Origin of the sequence: Eubacterium sp. AF22-8LB, assembly GCF_003458715.1 — a bacterium.
Classification (GTDB): domain Bacteria; phylum Bacillota_I; class Bacilli_A; order Erysipelotrichales; family Erysipelotrichaceae; genus Holdemanella.
In genome coordinates this window covers 1-20,534 of the sequence record NZ_QRVI01000020.1, presented here as the reverse complement: position 1 = coordinate 20,534, position 20,534 = coordinate 1, and the positions used below count along the sequence as shown (strand labels likewise).

Below are 20,534 nucleotides of genomic sequence, written 5' to 3'. Positions count from 1 at the left end.
CTTGAGAATGTCTTTTCAATTATACGAGATATCTTTTTAAATTGCAATGAACCGCCGAGATGTATTAATTGAGATTTTAATAATTATTTGGTATTATATTTCAGTGAAAAGAGGTATAAGATATGGCAGATTTGGTCATTAAGGATCTTCATGTATCCGTGGAGAATAAAGAAATTTTAAAAGGGTTGAGTTTAACTGTTAAATCCGGTGAACGCCATGCCCTAATGGGACCTAATGGAAATGGTAAGTCTACATTGCTTGCTGCGATCATGGGAAACCCAAAATATACAGTTACATCTGGTTCAATTACTCTAGATGGTAAAGATGTACTACAGATGTCAGTCGATGAAAGAAGTAAAGCTGGACTTTTCTTAGGTATGCAATATCCTAGTGTTGTTTCTGGTGTTACAAACTCTGACTTCTTAAGAAGTGCAATGAATGCACGTTTAGAAAAACCTATTTCCTTATTTAAATTCATCAAAGAAATGGATAAAGCCATTGAACAATTAGAAATGAAGCCAGATTTGGCACATCGTTTCTTAAATGATGGATTTAGTGGTGGAGAAAAGAAACGTAATGAAATCGTTCAAATGATGATGTTAAAGCCAGCAATTGCGATGTTAGATGAGATCGACTCTGGTTTAGATGTAGATGCATTACGCATTGTTTCAGATGCAATCAACCAATGTCAGGAACAAACAAATCTTGGTTTATTGATTGTATCTCACTATGCTCGTTTCTATGAATATTTACAACCAACACATGCCCACGTATTAATGGATGGACAAATTGTAGTATCTGGAGATGCAAGCCTTGTTGAAAAAGTAGATCAAGAAGGATATGAATGGATTGAAAAAGAGTACCACGTAACCGCTAATAAAGAGGAAGATAAACAACCTATTTCTTTAGGTTCTTGTGGAGCAAAAAAATATGCTTAATCGCGTAGATGTTCATAATAATGAAGAACTTCACATTCAAATTCAGAGTCATGAAAATAAATCCTATTTAATTGAATTAAATAAAGATTGTACAAAGCTAGACTTGGTTGTTGAATGTTTAGAGAATTCTTTTTCAAAACTCTTTGTTTTAAATCATGCTGAAAGTGCATGCGAATTAAATATTAATATGGTACTCAAACAAGATGCTTCTTGCCAAATGGGTGTCTTGGACTTAGAAAAAAGCCCTCTAAAATGGAATCACTTTGTAGATTTGCAAGAAGAGGGTGCAGAATATGAAATTTTGAGTGGTCAATTATGTCAGGAACATATTGAAAAGGTTTGCGATATGGAAGTCCGTCATAATGCCCCTCATACAAATGGTCAAATGAAAAATTTTGCTGTTTTGTTTGATTATGGACAATATCAGATGGTAGCCGATGGAAATATTAAAAAAGGTTGCTTTGATGCTCAGTCTCATCAGGCAACGCGCGTTTTAACCTTAGGCCAAGGACATAAGACGAAGGTTATTCCATTATTATTGATTGATGAAAACGATGTAAAGGCAAGCCACGCCCTAACAATAGGTCAGCCAGATGCGGATCAGCTATACTATTTACAATCTCGTGGCCTTAGCACGAAACAAGCTGTTGGCTTGTTGAGTGTTGGATATTTCTTGCCAGTTATAGATATGGTAGAGGATGAAGAATTAAAAGAAAATCTTCGCCAGGAAATGGAAAGTAAGGTTGGATTATATGGACATCAGTAAAATACGTAAAGATTTCCCAATTTTAACACGTACAATGTCCAATAAGCCTTTAGTATATTTAGATAATGGAGCTACGACATTAAAACCACAACCAGTAATTGATGCTGTAGTGAACTATTATACATACCTTGGTGCTAATGCGCATCGTGGTGATTATGAAATGAGTGCGCAGGTCGATGCTGCTTTTGAAGGGGCTAGGGCTCGTACACAAAAGTTTTTAAATGCGAAATATAAAGAAGAAATCGTGTTTACATCTGGTTCGAGTGAAGGCTTGAATCTAGTTGCGATGATGGTAACAGATCAGCTTTTACATGAAGGCGATGTCATTTTAAGCGATGAAAGTGAGCATGCATCAAGTATTTTACCTTGGATGCAGGCTGGTAAGAAAAAGGGAACAAAGATTGATTATATTCCTTTGGATGAAGAAGGAAAAATTACCGTTGAAAACTTTGAACGTGTTTTAACGGATAAAGTTAAAGTTGTAGCCATTGCGATGGTATCGAATGTATTAGGCTTTGTGGCTCCAGTTAAGGAAATTGCCAAAATTTGTCATGAAAGAGGCATTTTATTGGTGATTGATGGAGCACAAAGTACACCACATCTTGATATTGATGTGCAGGATCTAGATTGTGATTTCTATGCGTTCAGTGCTCATAAAATGTGTGGTCCTACAGGTGTAGGGGCTTTATATGGCAAGAAAAAATGGTTGGATCAGCTAGAACCTATTTTTTATGGTGGCGAAAGTAATGCCAGATTTGATAAATCATGTTCATTGACTTTAAAGGAAACGCCATTAAAGTTTGAATCAGGTACACAACCCATTGAAGGTGTTATTGGTATGGCGGCTGCCATGGATTATTTGGATGCGGTAGGTAAAGCGAATATCCATGCTCATGAAGTTGAATTAAAGGAATATTTCTTAGAAAAGGCAAAAGCCTTAGAAAATATTGTTGTATATAATGAAAACGCAAAGAGTGGAATTGTAACATTTAATGTGAAGGATAAAGATCAGATGATCTTTGCCCAAGATGTTGCTAGTTATTTAAATACGTTTGGAATTGCCGTTCGTTCAGGACAGCATTGTGCTAAATTACTTCCGGAAGTATTGAAGACTCCGGGGACTTGTCGTGCAAGCTTTTATTTGTACAACACAAAAGAAGAGGTCGATCAATTGATTGATGCTTTAAAGAGTGCTACAGTTGAAAACTGTGTCAGCATTTTCTTTTAGGAAGGAAGCTTAATTATGTCAAATATTGATCCAATGTTAATGCGCCAGATTATTATGGATCACTATGATTATCCTCGTAATAAAGAATTGACAGATAACGATGGTTATATGTCACGTCATATGGCGAGTGATTCTTGTATTGATGATATTACGGTGCAGACAAAAATTTCAGATGGAAAAATCGACGACATTCGTTTTGATGGGGTTGCATGTACAATTTCAACAGCTTCTACTTCAATTATGTCTGAATTATTGAAGGGAAAAACAACAGAAGAAGCCAAAGAAATCATGGACAACTATTTTAAAATGATTGATCAAAAAGATTATGATGAAGATATATTAGATGAGGCAATCGCATTTCAAAATGTTGGGAAACAAGCCAATCGTATCAATTGTGCAACGATTGGATGGAAGGCGATGCGCGAAATGATTAAGGAAAGTGAGGATGGAAAAGATGAGTAAAGAAAAAGATATCGCACTTTCTAGTGAATATGAATATGGATTTCATGATGAAGATGTCAGTGTTTATAAAACACAAAAGGGTTTAACAGAAGATACGGTTCGTACAATTTCTAAAATTAAGAAGGAACCAGAATGGATGTTACAGCTTCGTTTAGATGCGTATCATTCTTTTGTTGAACAAAAAAACCCAAATTGGGGTCCTGATTTAAGCGAAATTGACTTTGATGATTATACATATTACATCAAGCCAAGTGATAAACAAGAAAAATCATGGGATGAAGTGCCAGATACAATTCGTAATACGTTTGATAAGTTAGGAATTCCAGAAGCGGAACAAAAGTTTTTAGCGGGAGTTTCAACACAATATGAGAGTGAAGTTGTTTATCACAACATGTTAGAAGAGGTCGAAGAAAAGGGTGTTATTTTCTTAGATACAGATTCTGCATTAAGAACATGTCCAGATTTATTAAAGGAATATTTTGGAAAATTAGTTCCATATACAGATAACAAATATGCAGCATTAAATACGGCTGTATGGTCTGGTGGATCCTTTATTTATGTACCAAAGGGTGTAAAGTTAGAGAAGCCTTTACAATCTTATTTCCGTATCAACTCTATGTCGATGGGACAGTTCGAAAGAACTTTGATTATTGTAGATGAAGGAGCTGATGTACATTATGTAGAAGGATGTACAGCACCAACTTATTCAAAGGATTCTTTACATGCGGCAGTCGTAGAAATTTACGTACATAAAAATGCAAAGTGTCGTTATTCAACAGTTCAAAACTGGTCAAGTAATATCTTGAACTTAGTTACAAAGCGCGCTAAGGTATATGAAAATGGGCATATGGAATGGATCGATGGAAACGTGGGTTCACATGTAAACATGAAATATCCAGCATGTATTTTAGCTGAACCATACGCAAAAGGAACAACGATTTCTATTGCGGTAGCGGGGGAAAATCAAATCCAGGATGCAGGTAGTAAAATGATTCATTTAGCACCACATACTTCAAGTACGATTATTTCAAAATCAATTGCTCGTAATGGTGGTGAAGTAAACTATCGTGGATGGGTTACACATTCAAAAAATGCAGCTTATGCGAAAAGCAAGGTGGAATGTGATACATTGATTTTAGATAAGAAATCGCGTAGTGATACAGTTCCAATGAATGTATCCTATAATGATACGTCACAAATTGAGCATGAGGCTACAGTTTCAAATATTAGTGAAGAGCAATTGTTCTATTTAATGTCTCGTGGTTTGACTCGTTCTCAGGCAACAGAAATGATTGTAATGGGATTTCTAGAACCATTCACAAGAGAGCTTCCAATGGAATATGCGGTTGAATTAAATCAAATGTTGAAACTAGATATGAGTGACAGCATTGGATAAGCGTAAACTTTGTATTCAAAGGCGTAGTTCATTATCAAAAACAGAAAGACTTTTAAAAGAAAAGGCAATCACAAATTGTGTTTTGCCTTTTTTAAAAGGAAAAATAGGTATATATATATCGATTCGTAATGAAGTGGATGTATATTCTTTTATAAAGGATCAATTTGATCTTTATATTCCTAAAATGTTAGATGATGTAACGATTGCGTTTTATTCGGATCACGAAGAAAAAATACAGGGAAAGTTTTCAACAATTGAACCCATTGGAATTCATGAAGAAAAAGATTTGGATGTGATTCTTGTACCTGTTGTTGGATTCTTTAAAAATTATCGTATGGGATATGGAAAAGGATATTATGACAGGTATTTAAAGGATCGTCCTGCATTAAAGATTGGTGTAGCTTTTGATGTACAGGAAATGGAATTTGAAGTTAAAGCGATGGATGTTCCATTGGATATGATCATAACAGAAACGAGGATATTGCGATGAAAATATTATTCTATGGAGATAGTAATACGTGGGGATATGATGCAAAGGATGCATCTAGACAAAAGAATCGTTTTACACAGATGATAAAACAAGCGTTTAGTGAACATGAAATCATTGAGGAAGGTCTATGTGGAAGAACACTATGCTTAGATGATCCGTATGATGAAGATCGAAATGGTGCAAAAATGATATCAATGGTATTAAAGACACATGCGCCTGTTGATGTCGTGTTCATTATGTTAGGTACGAATGATGCGAAGCGTCAGTTTTCAACAAATAGTATTTCAATTGAGAAGGGGATTCGTACATTGATGTATAAAGCTTTAAATCCAGAAATTTATCGTGATGGATCTAATATACCTCAGTTTTTTGTGGTTTGTCCACCCAAAATGAATATAGATGGATTAAAGAATGAAAGAACAAAGTCTAACTTTGGTCAAAATGGTTTTGAGATTTTAAATAACACAAAGCCTTATTTGGAAAAGGGATGTTCTGGATTAGATGTGAAAGTTATCGATACACATGCAGTAGCTGGAAGCTTGGATGGAATTCATATGGATGAAAGTGGCCATAAGCTTGTGGCAGATGCTTTGATTTCAGTAATCAAAGAATTATAAAGAAAGGAAGATTATCAATGAGTGCTTATACAAATGGTTTAGCGTTTTGGAAGCATTTTGACCAAAAGCAGAGTGCGATTATAAAATATTTAAAGGCTGAACAGTATGAAGAATTAAATGAGATCATTCAAGAACTTGATGAAGAGGTAATGGAAATTAGTGGTGCCCATTTCTTTGTCGAAAGTTTTTATGATTCTTTTGAGATGACCTTTGATACAGGTCCAAATAAAACAACACAATATTTATGTCAAATGTTAGTTGATATTGCACCTAAAGAAATTCAAAAGAAATGGATCATGAATGCAACCTTGCCGCCTATGTCGCAAAAGGCGATTCAGGCTATGGTGCAAATCAAGAATGAAGAATATACTTTGGCAGATTTTCATGTTTTCTATCAAATTGAAAATGATATGCTAGATTGTAAGGTGTATTGTCCTGGTTTTGGTTTGATTGGAAATCCTGAAAACAAAAAAGAAATGAGTATGTATTTATTAGAACTTGCGATTGGTGAATTGGCTTATGAAGCTTATATTTGTCGTGTGGATTTTATAGATACGCCAGATTCAGATATGAAATTTTGTCAGATGGTTGATTTTTATGAAGTGATCATGAATCTTGTTCAAAAAAATCATTGGAAAGAATATGAAAAACCAATTGATATTTATTCCGTATATCAGCCAATCCAGGATTTTGCGCACGATGCATTAAGAAAGGATATGAAGCTGATTTTTACAACACATCCTTTATTAGTTGAACAAACAATTGAGGAAAAGGAAGAGGTTTTGGCAGATCTATCAAGTAAGGATGGAGAATTTGGTTATGTATATTATTCCAATCCTTTCCATAATAAAGAGGATGCATTGTATCGTCAAAAGCTTTCAAAAGAATTGGATGTAGCGATTTCAAAGGTGCATGCAGGAAAAGTAGTAGGAGGGGCTATAGGAAAGAGTTTCTCTTATATTGATTGGATTATTTATGATAAAGATTTGTTTATGAAGGCTTTCAATCAATTAAAAAAACAGCTCGATGCAAGTGTCGAACTGTATTATCAAAAATTCTAATGACTTTGAATATCAGCGCAGGCATTTAGCAGGCGCTGTCTTTTCATTCCTGTCACTTCTTTTTCAGGGTTTTCTAAAAATCTTGCGAGAACATCCGCATCCTTCAAAGCTTCACATAATGGGGAATCAAAGGATTCCTTTTTTGAATGTTGGCGTATCGCATATGTGATATCATCAATTTCAGTTGTCTTAAATAAGCCACATTCCTTTAGATATTTGTATGCATGAAGACTTGATAATTTGGCATGTTGAGAATGGGGACAATTATCAATAAATTGTGCATAATCATGAAAAAGAGCGGCTACCTTAGCGCGTTCAAGATTGGTACCGCGTGCCATGGCAATGAATGTGATGGATAAATCGACACTTGCCGTATGGGTAAGGGCGGCAATCTTTAAATCTTCATTATAGATTTTTGCGTATTGACTATATACATATTCTTTAACTTTTTCGTATCGCTCTAACATAAAATCCCTCTCTTTCATGAAAAAAGCGCACTTTGTGCGCTAATTAGAACAAATTATTACGCAGCTGTATCTACAACTGTGACATTGTTAGCTTGTTGACCACGATCACTTTCAACAACATCATAAGTAACAGTTTGTCCTTCTTCTAATGTTTTAAATCCATCAGAATTAATTGATGAATAGTGTACGAATACATCTTTTCCTTCTTCACTAGTAATGAATCCGTACCCTTTTTCAGCGTTAAACCATTTAACTTTACCTGTGCTCATGCCTATACCTCCTGGACTAAGCCAATATCCTTTGACCGTTAAAATAGAAAGTATTTGCATACATTAGCATTTATCACAATCAGAATATGAGTCTAATCCTTAACTGCTTACATTTTAGCATTTTCTTGACACAATGTCATCAAAAAAAGCTCTTTCTTAAAGAAAAGTAAAACATTTTTGGTTAGATTTAAATGATTATTCATTCAATAAACCAACATGGAATCGTATCTGTGAATGTTAAGCAAAGTTAAGTTTGTTAAAAAAATGTTATTTATTATAGTTATTGTCTCAAAATTTGATTATAATGGATATATAAAGGAGGGCATGTGTTTTATGCTTATTCAAGATGATGCTTTACGTAGCGTAGTAGCACGTACATTACGTGTTAAAGAAGAAGAACTAACGGAAGATTTAATGAAGAACTTGATCCATCTAGAAGTACAGGATCATGAAATAAAAAGCTTAGAGGGTTTGCAGTATGCTGAAAATCTAGAAACTTTGAATGCGAGCAACAATGCATTACAAACATTGGACCCAATCCGTGATTTACATAATTTAGTTTGTTTAGATGTGTCTCGAAATCAGTTGAGAGATTTACAGGCTTTACATGGCTTTCGACAATTGAAAAAATTGAATGTATCAAGAAATAATCTATATACAATGGATATTTCTAGTGTTGCTGCAATGATCGATTTGGAAGTGCTAAATCTTTCTAAGGCAAAAGTAGATAGTTTGATTTATTTAGAACACTGTAAAAAACTAGAAGAGGTTCATATCAATACAGAAAATGGTCCTTTTAGTTATGCGATTTTAGGTGTACTTAAGAAATTGAAGAAACTCGACATGGGTTGTATGCGTTTATTTAACATTGAAGATTTAACATATCTTTCAAATATCGAAGAATTAGATTTAAATACTAACTTAATGTCCGATTTAAGTCCATTGTTGTCAATGAAGAACTTAAAAAAATTAAATGTTGCGAATTGTCCATATTTAAAGGATTATTCTGTATTAAAAGAATTTTCAAATCTAAAATCATTGAACATTTCTTATAATGAACCAGAACACTTTACATTCTTAAAGGAATTGAGCCATTTAGAAGAATTATCTATGGAACAAACAGGCTTTAAGGATATGGCTTTATTGAATAGCTTGGGTGATTTAAAGGCATTGAATGTTTCTAAGAATCGTTTGAAGAATTTAGAAAAATTTACTAATGTAGAGCACTTAGAAAAGCTTGATGCGAAGTTCTGTCAATTAACAGAAATTAATTTCTTAAAGAATGCGCATCAATTAAAACACTTAAATCTATTCACAAACCGCATTAAAGATATTCGTATTTTAAAAGATTCGAAGGATATGGTTGAATTAAATGTGGGTCGTAACCAAATTAAGGATATTACTTGTTTGAAGGATATGAAGCAGCTTGAAATCATCTCTTTGGAAAACAATAATGTTAAGGATTTGAAGCCATTAACTGAGCTAACAAACTTATGCGATGTTGATCTATATAATAATGTTATTGAAGATTTGACTCCATTAGAAAATCTAGAATTTATTTCTTATTTACGTCTAGATCACAATGCGATTACGGATTTGACTCCATTGTCAAAACTTAAATATTTACGTTCTTTAACTTTAAAAGCAAATTACGTTACTGATGTAACTCCATTAAAGAATCTAGAATTATTAGAAGCACTTAGATTAGATGATAATCCAATCCAGGATACAAGCGTATTAGAAAGCATGGAGTTCTACGAAAAATTTACGGATTAAGTAAAATATGCTTTATATAAAACATAAATGACATATTGAAACATATTTATATCTAAAAAAATATAGAATAACTAGAGAGCAGAGAAAATCTGCTCCTTTTATATATTATATTATGTTGTTTAACATGCCTTATGTTATTCATATTACACAGTACTTGACAATCCAAGGTAGTGTGTATATCATAATAGTTGAGAGGTGATAGAATGCAGCCAAGAGCAGTTATTTATTGTTCTAAGCATGGTGCAACCAAAGAATACGCACAATGCTTGGGTAAAAAATATAGTCTTCCAGTAATTTCCATTGATCATATTTCGGGATATAGTTTTCAGAATATTCCTGTTTATTTTTGTGGATGGATTCGTAACGGAAAAATTGTAGGTTTGAATAAAGCTTCAAAATTATTTATGTGTGTAAAAATCATTGGCGTAGGAGCAATTGAATATAATGAGGCATATGAAATGAAGCTGAGATATAAAAACAAGATTCGAAATGAAGCATTTACATATGTGCAGTCTATTCATGGATTATCATTATCGATGATGGAGAAGGTATATGTCGATATGTTTCAACCGTCTTTGATAGGAAAGAGTAAGGGTGAGGTACATGAATACTCAGTTTAAGAAGGGTGTTCTAGAGCTGATTGTGTTAAAAGCAATCGTGGCCGATGATCTATATGGATATCAGTTAGTTTCTAAAATAAATGAGGTGATTCAAGTCAATGAAGGTACAATTTATCCTTTATTGAAACGATTATCTAATGATCGTTTATTAGAATCGTATTTAAAAGAATCTACAGAGGGTCCGCCAAGAAAGTATTATCATATCACAAGTTTAGGCCTTGAAAGATATTCAGCTTTATTAGAGGAGTGGACAAATTTTTCATGTAGTGTAAATACTTATTTGAAAGGAGAAAAGTAGATGTTAAAGAAAGAGTTTCTGGACATTTTAAATCAAAAATTATCTTTGGTAAATGATAAAGAAAGAGAAGATATCCTATTGGAATATGGGACTTATATTGATGATAAGATGGCAAGTGGAGTATCTGAAGAAGAGGCTGTTGCAGGCTTTGGAGATGTAGATGAGCTTGTTAAAGAAATATTAGATGCCTATAAAATCAATACAGATTCGATGGATCCACTATCAAGTAAGGCGGATAAAACAATCGATAAGGTATATGCGAAAATGGAGGAATTATTTTCTAGACTTGGTAATTTTTCGATGAATGAAATCTTCCATATCTTCTTTGATGCGATTGTATTGGTTTTCATTTTATGGATTGGCAAAGTTATTATTGTAGAGGCACTATGTAATTTGTGTTTATCTCTGATTTTCTCCTTCTTTGTAGGATTCTATGGGGTTACAGACTTTTTGTTGGGTCTATGCAGAATTATATATTTATGTATGGCAATTTATTTCTTCGTTAAGGTTATGGCTAAAAGAATTGAACGCTATCGTTATCATAATCAAAGCGTTGGAGTGATGGATGATATAAAAGAGACTTGGAATGACAATATAAAAGGGAATGATTTACCTCCAACTCCCAACCGACCTTTATATCATGAACGAAAATCACGTTCTATCGAATCGGATGTATTAAAGGTGATTCTAGTCTTGGCTATGATTCCTGTTGCGTGTGTGTTAATTGGTAGTGGTATCAGTTTTGTGGTATTGGTTTATGTTAGTGCTGTATATGCCACAACAAGTATTGGAATCTATTGTATGGATATTGCCTTTGTACTTGGTAGCTTAACAATCCTGTTGATGTTGTTTCGTGCTTGGCCTAAGAAGGTGAACACAAATGCGTAAATTAACAACTTTATTAATTTTATCAATCTTGTTATTTGTGGTTGGGGCAGGAACATTTATTTATGAACTATCTCAGATTCAACCTAATGAAATAGATTTATCAAAAGAAACACAGACAATGACGACTTCGATGCAAGATCAGTGTCGCTTATACACAAAAACATATTTAAGTTCAGTTGGAGATGTGCGTGTTGTTGTAGATGAGATGGCTGAAGATGATAAATTACCGGATAATGCTTTGGTAATTACATATCCTAAAATGCTTCATATTGTTCAAGATGATGATAAATTAGATTTGCAGATGGATGATTACGAGATGTCAAAGGATTTTAAAACAATATTTAACACGTTTCGAACAAAAAGTTACGATGAGTACTTTGCGAATAATGACGAAATTCATGTGAGTATTCGTTATGGTAAAGGTTTAAAGGATAAAATTACTTTGGTAGATGACTACTATTAAGAAACAGAAATACTGTTTCTTTTTGATTTTTAACAAGTGTGTTAAAATACTCTTGTATGAAAAATAACAAGGATTGGAATCGTTTGTTAAAAATGATTCTTGTAGAAGATAAAAAGAAATCAAATGCACGAACATTTTTTAAAAAGAGTAAAGTGACAAACACGCCTTTACATAGAAGACAGGATGTGAAAAGATGAGTGATACAAATACGATGTCAACAAGTGCTAGATTTGCACAGATTGTATCTATATTAAGAAAGCATCATATTCAAAAGGGGATGGATCCTGTTAAATTTCGCATGATTTTGGAAGATTTAGGTCCTACCTTTGTCAAAATTGGACAGATCATGTCGACAAGACAAGATTTATTTTCTGAACGCTATTGTAAAGAGTTGATGAAGCTCCGCTCACAGGCAAGTCCCATGCCTTTTTCAACTGTTCAAACAATTATTGAAGAGACCTATGGAGATTTGTTTCAGGAAGAATTTGAGAGTATTGATGAAGTCTGTTTAGGTTCTGCTTCAATTGCGCAGGTGCATGCAGCAACTTTAAAGACTAAGGAGCGAGTGGTATTAAAGATTCAGCATCCTAAAATCTATGAATGGATGGAACGTGATGTAGCTTTATTAAGAAAAGCTGTTAAAATATTGAACTTATCGGATATTGTATCGAGTGTTGTTGACTTAAATATGGTCATTGACGAATTTTGGTATACGGCCCAGCAAGAAATGGATTTTACAATAGAGGCACAATTTGCGAAACGCTTTAAGAAAGAATATGCAGATTGTAAATTTATTGATGCGCCAAAAATTTATGATGAATATACAAGAAAAAATATTCTTGTGATGGAATATGTAGATGGAATTGAAATCAATGATTCTAAACGATTAGAAGAGCTTGGCTATGATCGTAGTGAAATTGCGGATAAGCTAGCATTTAATTATATTTCGCAAATCATAGAAAATGGTTTCTTCCATGCAGATCCGCATTCGGGAAATCTAAGAATTCGTGATGAACAAATCGTATGGATCGACTTTGGCATGATGGGAACATTGGATGCGAATGAAAGAGAAATCATGAAGCAGGCAGTAAGAGCCATTGCCTTAAGGGATACGCAAAAACTAGTTGATTGTATTTTGATGATTGGTGAGTGTAAAAAGGAAATTGATTATACAGCGTTCTGTAATGATATGGATAGGTTTGTGAATCAATATTTAAGTGTTCCTTATGCAGAAATTGATGTCGCAAGACTTGTACAGGATATGTTCTCAATTTGTCATGTATATTCGATTTCATTGCCTAAAGGAATTAGTATGTTAGCACGTTCTATGATGACAATTGAGGGAACTCTAACGGCTTTAGATCCAAATATGAATACGATGAAGATTGCGTTAAGTCACAAGTCTAGCTTAACAAAAATTGATTGGGAGAAGGAACTTAAGTCTGGATTTAAACGTAGTGTGGATGCACTATCGCATTCAATTGATATACCTGTGCAGGCAAGTGATGTATTGCGGATGATTCAAAGAGGGCAGATTAAAATGAATTTGAACTTAATGGGATCACAAGCACCACTCGCTAAGATTGATCAAATGGTGAATCGTATTATAGTGTGTGTTTTGATTGCAGCCTTGGTCGTTGGTTCAAGCTTGATTTGTACGACAAAGATGAAGCCAACCATCATGGGTATTCCAGCACTTGGATTTTTTGGATATATCATTGCACTTGGCATGAGTGTATGGTTGTTTTTCAAAATGTTATTTTTGCATAGAAGAAATAAATCGTTTTAAAAGAGGAATATGAATATGAAGAAAATGAAAACGATAGTGGCATCACTACTTATGGTTCTTGCCACTTTAGGATTAGATCAATGGACGAAGTGGGCCATCGAAAGATCTATTTCCTTAAATGATTCTGTAGAAATGATCAAACATTTCTTTTATTTGACTTATGTACAAAATACAGGGGCAGGCTTTAGTATGTTTGCCGGAGCTGGAATGGGCTTTTTTGCCCTACTAACAATTGTAGCCTTAGCTGCAATTTTGTATATGTTTTTCAAAACAGAAGATTCGCGTTATCAAATTTGTTTATCACTTGTATTTTCAGGTGCCATAGGCAATTTTATTGATCGTATGACGTTAGGATATGTAAGAGACTTTTTTAGTTTTTACATTTTTGGCTACCCATTTCCTGTGTTTAATGTGGCAGATATCTGCATTACAATAGGTATCGCATTAATATTGGTAAGTATGTTTATAGATGATAAGAAGGAGCAAGAGAGATGGAAACAAGAGTCATAAAAATAGATGAAAATACAAAATTGGATCGTTTAGATAAAGTTTTGGCAGAAAAATTAGATTTTTCACGTAAGAGAATCAAAGATTTGTTGAATAATGATCATGTTTTAGTGAATAATAAAATTATGAAGGCAAGCTATAAGGTATGTGTAGGAGATGAAATTGAAGTTTCAATTCCGGAACTTGATTCAACCGAAGTCCTTCCGGAACCGATTGATTTGGACATCGTATATGAAGATCATGATATTATTGTCATTAATAAACCGAAGGGAATGGTAGTACATCCAGCACCAGGACATTACTCTGGGACTTTGGTGAATGCTCTGTTGTATCATTGTAAAGACTTGAGTGGTATAAATGGGGTTATGCGACCTGGCATTGTTCACCGTATTGATAAGGATACATCCGGATTATTGGTTGTAGCCAAAAATGATGTGGCACATGAAGCTTTAAGTCAGCAATTACAAGATAAAACATGTCATCGTGAATACGTTGCGATTGTTCATAAGCCATTTACGCATGAGCATGGTACGATTCATGCGCCAATTGGACGCGATGAAAAGGATCGTCAGAAGATGGCGGTTACCGCAAATAATTCGAAGGATGCGATTACACATTTTACTGTATTAGAAAATTTTAGTAAATTTGCCTATATAAAATGTCAATTAGAAACAGGAAGAACGCACCAAATTCGTGTACATATGCAGTATATTGAACATCCAATCGCGGGAGATCCTAAATATGGTCCAAGAAAAACAATTCAGGCCAATGGTCAGTTGTTGCATGCATGCGCATTGGAATTTATTCATCCTACTACACATGAAAAAATGCGTTTTGAGATTGGTTTAGAGCCAACATTTGAAAAAGTCTTAAACGAATTAAGAGAAGGGGAAGAATAATGCGTAATGATGTATTAAGCTGGGATCAATATTTTATGGGAATGGCGCATTTAAGCGCAAAGCGTTCTAAAGATCCTAATACGCGAGTGGGAGCTTGTATTGTCAATCCGCAAAAAAGAGTAGTAGGACTAGGCTATAATGGCTTTCCTTATGGATGTGAGGATGATGAATTTCCTTGGAATAGAGATGGAGATTTCTTAAATACAAAGTATCCGTATGTGGTTCATGCCGAATTGAATGCAATCTTAAATAGTATTCAAGATTTACATGGCTGTACTTTATATGTTTCGTTATTTCCTTGCAATGAATGTGCCAAAGCTATTATTCAAGCGGGTATTACTTGTGTTGTATATGAAAGTGATAAATATGCAGGAACGGAAGGTAATATTGCGAGCAAGCGCATGTTTCATGATGCAGGTGTAGAATTGATCCAGCTTCCTTATGATATTGAAGTAGAAACAAAAATTAATAATCGTTAAGTCATCCAAAATTGGATGGCTTTTCTTGTGTGAGTTTTGGCAAGGATTGAAAATTGTGTAACAAAAAAGACAAAGTTAGTTATTTTATAACCATTCTATAACCATGGAAAATTTATACTCTAAGTAGTAGATGGGTAGGGAAAACTATCTAAAAACGAAAGGAGGAATAGATATGTTAAAAAACTTTAAAAGAGCATCGGCAATATTATTATCATTTGCGATGGCTATACAGTTTGGAATGACAGACACCTACTACGCAAATACAGTGAGTCAAGAACCTGAAGTCGAAGAACAGACTTTACAAGAACCGATAACTGTAGAGCAAACAACAACACAAGAGGTGAATGCAAAACAGACAGTTCAGCCTGTTGTAGATGCGATTGAAAAGTCTGCACCAGTATCTGAAAAAAAGGATGTGACATTAAGCTATGTAGCTGAAGATGGAACAATATTAAGTGCAGCTACAACTCATACATATGAGACCAATTACAACTTAAAGTCAGATGCGAGTGTCATGTTGAACTTTGATGGTTACACCCTAAAAGATGTAGTTATGAATGATTCACAAATCGTAACTGCGGCCCAGGCGAATCTTAATGTGACTTCAGATTTATATAGTGTTAAATTTGTTTATCAAAAAGTTAACACAGAGGGAAAACAAGAAGAAAATGTTGCTCAAGCCCAAACAAAGACTGAAGAAACAAATGAAGAGGATGAAGCCGAGGCAAACCCAGAAGCGAAAGAAGAATTACCAGAATATCCTGCATTTGACGAAAGTGCTACAGCTGGAAATGTAACGGTTCATGCGATTGCAGTTGAGGGTGTTTTACCTAGAGGTGCAAAGCTAGTAGTTAAGCGTGTAACAAGAAAGGCTATCTTAAACGCTGTTAAAGAAACCGTTTCTGAAAAGGATAAAGAGGTAGATTCAGCTATAGCTCTGGATGTTACAATTGTGAGTAAAGATGGTATTGAAATTCAACCAAATGGTGTTGTAAATATTAGCTTTGAAAATGCAGCGATAAGCGGCAATGAAGTTAATATTTATCATGTTAGTGATGATGCGAGTACAGTCACTGAGGTTGCAACAAATGCTCAAAGCTTTGATGCGAACCACTTCTCAATTTATGTTATTACGGGTGAAAATGAAGTCCCACTAACAACATTCAATTTTGTTGCGAATGGAAACATCGTAAGTACACAGACTGTTAAAACAGGTGATACACTGATTACTCCAACAGCTCCAGATATGGATGGAAAAGTATTTGTTGGCTGGTATGATGGTGAAACAAAGTTTGAAGATTTCAATACAGCATTAACAATCACTGAGACAACAACTCGTGAAATTACAGCAAAATATGAAGATGCATTATATGTTTACTTCTATAATCCAGCTGGAACACAGATCATGCGTACTGAAAAAGTATCCGATCATGAAACACATGATTTTACGAATATTTCTTATGAAGTAGATGCAACACATAAAATCGTTGGTTGGGCAGCCCAAAAGAATGGTACTACAAATATCGCAGATAGTATTACAGTTCCAACAGACAAAACTTCTATTAATGTATACGCAATTATTAAAGAAGGTTATTGGATTTCATTTGATTCAGATGGCGGATCTATTGTTGATTCCCAATTCGTATTACATGGAGATAAGTTAGTATTAGGTAAAGATACTATACCTACAAAGCCAGGTTATTCATTTGATGGTTGGTACAATGGATTATCTAAAGTAGAGAATGGTGCAACAGTGACGTCTCCAATGACATTAAAGGCACGTTGGAAAGAAGCACAAGTTAGCTATACAGTTATTCACTGGTGGGAAAATGCAGATGATGATGGATATTCATTCCATGAATCTGAAAACAAAACTGGTACGACTGGTAAAGAAGCAAACGCAAAGACAAAATCTTATGATGGATTTACAGCACAGCCAGTAACTAAAAAGACAATCAAGGGTGATGGATCTACAATCGTTAGTGTTTACTATAAGAGAAATGTGTATGATGTTAAGTTCTATTCTTATAGCACTCCAGGATTTTTGTGGGAACCCGGAACACCTTCTAAAGAATATGTTGATTTAAGAATTACCGCAAAATATGGTCAAGATATTAGTAAGAAGTGGCCAACTTACAAAGGAAGTTCAACATGGAGTACTACAGATGATAGTGGTCCTTATCAGGTAAACATCGGTACAATGCCATTAGGCGGAGCAAAATTCTATGGTCCAAAGACAGGTAATGGTTCTGAAACAGCGTCTTATTATGTAGAAGTATTGCCAGGAGAACCAAGTGATGTAACCAAAGATGGCATACGATATAAATTAGATCATAAAGATACGTCTCCAGGAACGGGATATAGTGTTACTAAAGAAGATCAGTATCCATTAACTGGTTATACATTTAATGAAAATGTAAGTACAAAGATACGTAGTAAGTACAATAATGCGAAGTTCTATTACACACGTAATTCTTATAAAATCAAATTTATCAATAAAGGTAAAGAAGATAAATCGGTAGAAAAGAAGTATGAACAAAGTATTTCAAGTGAGAACTATGCACCTGTAAGACCTGGTTCATTGCCGGATTATTATGAATTTGATGGTTGGTATGATAATGAACTTTGTGAAGGAGAAGCATTTGATTTTAATGGTAAGAAGATGCCAGCACAAAATGTGACTCTATACGCAAAATGGACAGCTAAGAAGATCAGCTTAACTTATAACTTGAATAATCCTGAAGGCGATGTAGTTAAGGGTACTAAAAAGGTAGAAGCTGGTACAATTGCCAATACAGTATTGCCAAGTGCAACAACGACAAGTGATTACTCGTTTGCAGGTTGGTATTATGCGGATGGAAATGGAAATATTACGAGTGATGCATATAACACAAATGAAGCAATCACAAAGGATACAAGTGTTATTGGTAAGTGGCTATACAATGGTGAATTAAAAGTTGTTTATGATCCAGGTACAGAAGGATCAAAGGCAACAGTTCCAACGGATAGTAATATCTATGCAGGTGGAGCTAAGGTTACCGTAGCTAAGAATGCGACAACAACTTCAAAAAAGAAATTCTTAGGATGGAAGTTAAATGGAAATTTATATCATCCTGGAGATGCATTTGAAGTAAATAAGGATTTGGCAAATAATGATAACATTATTACATTGAAAGCTATTTGGGGTAGTGAAGAATTCTCAACAACAATGAGTTATAATCCAGGTAATGGTCGTGGTAGTGTTCAGACAGTGCCAGTTAAGAATAACGAAAGTGTTACATTAAAATCTGAAAAAGATCTAGGCTATCAAGCTCCTGAAACAGAAGGTAAAGAATATTACTTTGCAGGTTGGGCAACATCTAAGGATGATGCGAATAATGGTAAAGCTACATATGCAGCTGGACAGAGCGTACATGTAGATGTAGATGGTGAAAATGTTCTATATGCGACTTGGATTGAAAAGACAGTCATTACATTAGTTGCGAATAGTAATACAGTTACTTACAATGGCCAATCGCAAGAAGTAAATGGATTCCAATCATTGACAATTGATGGTTATATAGTATCTGGATTGAATGCGCATGCCCAAGGTACAGATGTAGGAACATATCCTACATTAATTACGGGTACTGCTCATGTAGAAAAAGACAATGAAGACGTAACAAATAAGGTTGTTGTTAAAACTACACCTGGTCAATTAACAATTACTAAGAAATCGATTGTTCCAGATGACTCAAATGGTATCGTAGTTGATGGTCCAAAGGGCTCAAAGTATGATGGTGAAAAACATGAAAATGAACCAGTCGTAACGGATACGAAGACAGGTAAAACTTTAGCTAAGGGTACAGATTACACATTAACTTATAGTGAAGATGTGATCAATGTAGGTACAGTAACTGTAACGATCACAGGTATTGGAAACTATGAAGGTACAGTCGATACTTCTTATGAAATCACTCCGCGTAAAGTCATCATGACAAGTGCAGATGGATCTAAGGTTTATGATGGAAGTGCATTAACTAAGAACAAGATAACTGAAAGTGAAGATGGATTCGTTAAGGATGATGGTGCTACATATAATGTAACTGGAAGTCAGACAGATACAGGTTCAAGTAAGAATACATTCACTTATACATTGAATGAAAAGACATTAGAAAAGAACTATGTTATTGAGACAAAAGAAGGTACATTAGAGGTTACTCCTGTAACAGATAAAGTTGTAGTTGAAATCAAAGGTAAGACAAAGACTGAAACTTATAATGGAAATACACATGAAGTAGTAGGCTATGATGTTACAAAGATTTCGGATGCATTATATCCAGAAGAAGCAATTCATTTTGAAGGAACTGCCAAAGCATCTCGTAAAGATGTAGGAACTTCTTATATGGGATTGAACGTATCTCAATTCAGTAACACAAGTGCTAACTTCACAAATGTGACATTTAGAGTAACAGATGGTTGGTTGAAGGTAACTCCTAAGTCAATTGATTCAGAAGATGAGAAGACTGGTATTCAGGTAACTAAGCCTGAAGATACAATGTACAATGGCGAAGAACAGAAGAACAAGCCAACTGTAGAAGATACAAAGACAGGTGCAATACTTGTTGAAAATGTAGATTACACATTATCTTATACAGCAGCAGTCAACGCAGGAACAGTTGAAGTAACAATTACAGGTATTGGAAACTACACAGGAACAGCGAAGACTTCTTATGAAATCACTAAACGTAATGTAACATTGACAAGTGCAAGTGATTCTAAGGTTTATGACAAGACTCCATTAACAAACCATAACGTAACAGTTGGTGGTGATGGATTCGTTAAAGAAGAAGGTGCTACTTACAATGTAACTGGAAGCCAGACTGAAAAAGGTACAAGTAAGAACACATTTACTTATGAATTGAAGTCAAATACAAAAGCTTCTAACTACACTATCGAAGTAGTCTATGATGATCTAACAGTCACAGCTGAAGATGGAGAAGTTGTAGTTATAATTACTGGACGTAAAGATACATTTGAATATGACGGAACTGAAAAGAGCGTCAAAGGTTATGATGTATCAATTACTGAAGGAAGTACATATACAGAATCTGATTTCACATTCAGTGGAAATGATGAAGT

General features: G+C 34.4%; 21 protein-coding genes. 19 read left to right on the top strand and 2 right to left on the bottom strand.

Features of this window, described 5'->3' with window-relative positions; all coding sequences use genetic code 11:
• Window positions 1-122 precede the first annotated feature (122 nt).
• The 8 genes from sufC to DWY01_RS08230 are packed head-to-tail and all read left to right on the top strand — an operon-like array spanning window position 123 to window position 6,958.
• Window positions 123-938: a Fe-S cluster assembly ATPase SufC gene (gene sufC / locus DWY01_RS08265; RefSeq protein WP_117995670.1), complete on the top strand. Its 816-nt coding sequence runs from the start codon at window positions 123-125 to the stop codon at window positions 936-938.
• Entirely contained in the window at window positions 931-1,704 is a 774-nt protein-coding gene (locus DWY01_RS08260) for a SufD family Fe-S cluster assembly protein (protein ID WP_117995669.1), read from the top strand. Before sufC ends, DWY01_RS08260 begins: the two co-directional genes overlap by 8 nt.
• Window positions 1,691-2,932 carry an aminotransferase class V-fold PLP-dependent enzyme gene (locus DWY01_RS08255; RefSeq protein WP_117995668.1) on the top strand — a complete coding sequence of 414 codons (1,242 nt, stop codon included), beginning with the start codon at window positions 1,691-1,693 and terminating at the stop codon, window positions 2,930-2,932. Before DWY01_RS08260 ends, DWY01_RS08255 begins: the two co-directional genes overlap by 14 nt.
• 15 nt (window positions 2,933-2,947) lie before the next feature.
• Entirely contained in the window at window positions 2,948-3,394 is a 447-nt protein-coding gene (gene sufU / locus DWY01_RS08250; protein WP_117995667.1) for a Fe-S cluster assembly sulfur transfer protein SufU, read from the top strand.
• Complete coding sequence (sufB, locus tag DWY01_RS08245; protein WP_117995691.1) at window positions 3,387-4,790, top strand: Fe-S cluster assembly protein SufB; 1,404 nt, start codon at window positions 3,387-3,389, stop codon at window positions 4,788-4,790. The genes sufU and sufB overlap by 8 nt, the downstream gene beginning before the upstream one ends.
• Entirely contained in the window at window positions 4,783-5,280 is a 498-nt protein-coding gene (locus DWY01_RS08240; protein WP_158553686.1) for a 5-formyltetrahydrofolate cyclo-ligase, read from the top strand. The genes sufB and DWY01_RS08240 overlap by 8 nt, the downstream gene beginning before the upstream one ends.
• Complete coding sequence (locus DWY01_RS08235) at window positions 5,277-5,897, top strand: GDSL-type esterase/lipase family protein (protein WP_117995665.1); 621 nt, start codon at window positions 5,277-5,279, stop codon at window positions 5,895-5,897. The genes DWY01_RS08240 and DWY01_RS08235 overlap by 4 nt, the downstream gene beginning before the upstream one ends.
• Window positions 5,898-5,914: 17 nt before the next feature.
• Window positions 5,915-6,958 (top strand): hypothetical protein, encoded by a 1,044-nt coding sequence (locus DWY01_RS08230; protein ID WP_117995664.1) that lies wholly within the window; start codon window positions 5,915-5,917, stop codon window positions 6,956-6,958.
• Here the strand turns inward: DWY01_RS08230 and DWY01_RS08225 are convergent.
• Together DWY01_RS08225 and DWY01_RS08220 are read right to left on the bottom strand one after the other, a co-directional pair.
• A complete protein-coding gene (locus DWY01_RS08225) occupies window positions 6,955-7,425 on the bottom strand; it encodes an HD domain-containing protein (RefSeq protein WP_117995663.1) in 471 nt (156 codons plus the stop codon). The two genes, DWY01_RS08230 and DWY01_RS08225, sit on opposite strands and share 4 nt — an antisense overlap.
• Before the next feature lie 56 nt (window positions 7,426-7,481).
• Window positions 7,482-7,694 carry a cold-shock protein gene (locus DWY01_RS08220; protein WP_117995662.1) on the bottom strand — a complete coding sequence of 71 codons (213 nt, stop codon included), beginning with the start codon at window positions 7,692-7,694 and terminating at the stop codon, window positions 7,482-7,484.
• A gap of 333 nt (window positions 7,695-8,027) precedes the next feature.
• Between DWY01_RS08220 and DWY01_RS08215 the strand changes: the two genes are divergently transcribed.
• The 11 genes from DWY01_RS08215 to DWY01_RS08170 all read left to right on the top strand — a co-directional run.
• The gene (locus DWY01_RS08215; protein WP_117995661.1) at window positions 8,028-9,470 is read left to right on the top strand and encodes a leucine-rich repeat domain-containing protein; all 1,443 of its coding nucleotides are present in this window, start codon (window positions 8,028-8,030) and stop codon (window positions 9,468-9,470) included.
• Window positions 9,471-9,673: 203 nt separating this feature from the next.
• Entirely contained in the window at window positions 9,674-10,090 is a 417-nt protein-coding gene (locus DWY01_RS08210) for a hypothetical protein (RefSeq protein WP_117995660.1), read from the top strand.
• Window positions 10,074-10,388 (top strand): PadR family transcriptional regulator, encoded by a 315-nt coding sequence (locus DWY01_RS08205; protein WP_117995659.1) that lies wholly within the window; start codon window positions 10,074-10,076, stop codon window positions 10,386-10,388. Before DWY01_RS08210 ends, DWY01_RS08205 begins: the two co-directional genes overlap by 17 nt.
• Window positions 10,389-11,276 carry a DUF1700 domain-containing protein gene (locus DWY01_RS08200; RefSeq protein ID WP_117995658.1) on the top strand — a complete coding sequence of 296 codons (888 nt, stop codon included), beginning with the start codon at window positions 10,389-10,391 and terminating at the stop codon, window positions 11,274-11,276.
• The gene (locus DWY01_RS08195) at window positions 11,269-11,739 is read left to right on the top strand and encodes a hypothetical protein (protein WP_117995657.1); all 471 of its coding nucleotides are present in this window, start codon (window positions 11,269-11,271) and stop codon (window positions 11,737-11,739) included. Before DWY01_RS08200 ends, DWY01_RS08195 begins: the two co-directional genes overlap by 8 nt.
• 56 nt (window positions 11,740-11,795) lie before the next feature.
• Window positions 11,796-11,936, top strand: a complete 141-nt coding sequence (locus DWY01_RS11550; protein WP_158553685.1) for a hypothetical protein — start codon at window positions 11,796-11,798, stop codon at window positions 11,934-11,936.
• Window positions 11,933-13,528 carry an AarF/ABC1/UbiB kinase family protein gene (locus DWY01_RS08190; RefSeq protein ID WP_117995656.1) on the top strand — a complete coding sequence of 532 codons (1,596 nt, stop codon included), beginning with the start codon at window positions 11,933-11,935 and terminating at the stop codon, window positions 13,526-13,528. The genes DWY01_RS11550 and DWY01_RS08190 overlap by 4 nt, the downstream gene beginning before the upstream one ends.
• 15 nt (window positions 13,529-13,543) lie before the next feature.
• The gene (gene lspA, locus DWY01_RS08185) at window positions 13,544-14,038 is read left to right on the top strand and encodes a signal peptidase II (protein WP_117995655.1); all 495 of its coding nucleotides are present in this window, start codon (window positions 13,544-13,546) and stop codon (window positions 14,036-14,038) included.
• The gene (locus DWY01_RS08180; RefSeq protein WP_117995654.1) at window positions 14,020-14,934 is read left to right on the top strand and encodes an RluA family pseudouridine synthase; all 915 of its coding nucleotides are present in this window, start codon (window positions 14,020-14,022) and stop codon (window positions 14,932-14,934) included. The genes lspA and DWY01_RS08180 overlap by 19 nt, the downstream gene beginning before the upstream one ends.
• Window positions 14,931-15,413 (top strand): dCMP deaminase family protein, encoded by a 483-nt coding sequence (locus tag DWY01_RS08175; RefSeq protein WP_117995653.1) that lies wholly within the window; start codon window positions 14,931-14,933, stop codon window positions 15,411-15,413. Before DWY01_RS08180 ends, DWY01_RS08175 begins: the two co-directional genes overlap by 4 nt.
• A gap of 172 nt (window positions 15,414-15,585) precedes the next feature.
• On the top strand, window positions 15,586-20,534 hold a 4,949-nt coding region (locus DWY01_RS08170), incomplete at its 3' end, for an InlB B-repeat-containing protein (protein ID WP_158553684.1).

What these genes read in the sequence shown, in the direction of transcription:
- DWY01_RS08205 (WP_117995659.1), top strand. Translation starts at nt 10,074, where the DNA reads ATGAATACTCAGTTTAAGAAGGGTGTTCTAGAGCTGATTGTGTTAAAA.
- DWY01_RS08255 (WP_117995668.1), top strand. Translation starts at nt 1,691, where the DNA reads ATGGACATCAGTAAAATACGTAAAGATTTCCCAATTTTAACACGTACA.
- sufU (WP_117995667.1), top strand. Translation starts at nt 2,948, where the DNA reads ATGTCAAATATTGATCCAATGTTAATGCGCCAGATTATTATGGATCAC.
- DWY01_RS08230 (WP_117995664.1), top strand. Translation starts at nt 5,915, where the DNA reads ATGAGTGCTTATACAAATGGTTTAGCGTTTTGGAAGCATTTTGACCAA.
- DWY01_RS08225 (WP_117995663.1), bottom strand. Translation starts at nt 7,425, where the DNA reads ATGTTAGAGCGATACGAAAAAGTTAAAGAATATGTATATAGTCAATAC.
- DWY01_RS08210 (WP_117995660.1), top strand. Translation starts at nt 9,674, where the DNA reads ATGCAGCCAAGAGCAGTTATTTATTGTTCTAAGCATGGTGCAACCAAA.
- lspA (WP_117995655.1), top strand. Translation starts at nt 13,544, where the DNA reads ATGAAGAAAATGAAAACGATAGTGGCATCACTACTTATGGTTCTTGCC.
- sufC (WP_117995670.1), top strand. Translation starts at nt 123, where the DNA reads ATGGCAGATTTGGTCATTAAGGATCTTCATGTATCCGTGGAGAATAAA.
- DWY01_RS08195 (WP_117995657.1), top strand. Translation starts at nt 11,269, where the DNA reads ATGCGTAAATTAACAACTTTATTAATTTTATCAATCTTGTTATTTGTG.
- DWY01_RS08215 (WP_117995661.1), top strand. Translation starts at nt 8,028, where the DNA reads ATGCTTATTCAAGATGATGCTTTACGTAGCGTAGTAGCACGTACATTA.
- DWY01_RS08260 (WP_117995669.1), top strand. Translation starts at nt 931, where the DNA reads ATGCTTAATCGCGTAGATGTTCATAATAATGAAGAACTTCACATTCAA.
- DWY01_RS08235 (WP_117995665.1), top strand. Translation starts at nt 5,277, where the DNA reads ATGAAAATATTATTCTATGGAGATAGTAATACGTGGGGATATGATGCA.
- DWY01_RS08220 (WP_117995662.1), bottom strand. Translation starts at nt 7,694, where the DNA reads ATGAGCACAGGTAAAGTTAAATGGTTTAACGCTGAAAAAGGGTACGGA.
- DWY01_RS08190 (WP_117995656.1), top strand. Translation starts at nt 11,933, where the DNA reads ATGAGTGATACAAATACGATGTCAACAAGTGCTAGATTTGCACAGATT.
- DWY01_RS08200 (WP_117995658.1), top strand. Translation starts at nt 10,389, where the DNA reads ATGTTAAAGAAAGAGTTTCTGGACATTTTAAATCAAAAATTATCTTTG.
- sufB (WP_117995691.1), top strand. Translation starts at nt 3,387, where the DNA reads ATGAGTAAAGAAAAAGATATCGCACTTTCTAGTGAATATGAATATGGA.
- DWY01_RS08180 (WP_117995654.1), top strand. Translation starts at nt 14,020, where the DNA reads ATGGAAACAAGAGTCATAAAAATAGATGAAAATACAAAATTGGATCGT.
- DWY01_RS11550 (WP_158553685.1), top strand. Translation starts at nt 11,796, where the DNA reads ATGAAAAATAACAAGGATTGGAATCGTTTGTTAAAAATGATTCTTGTA.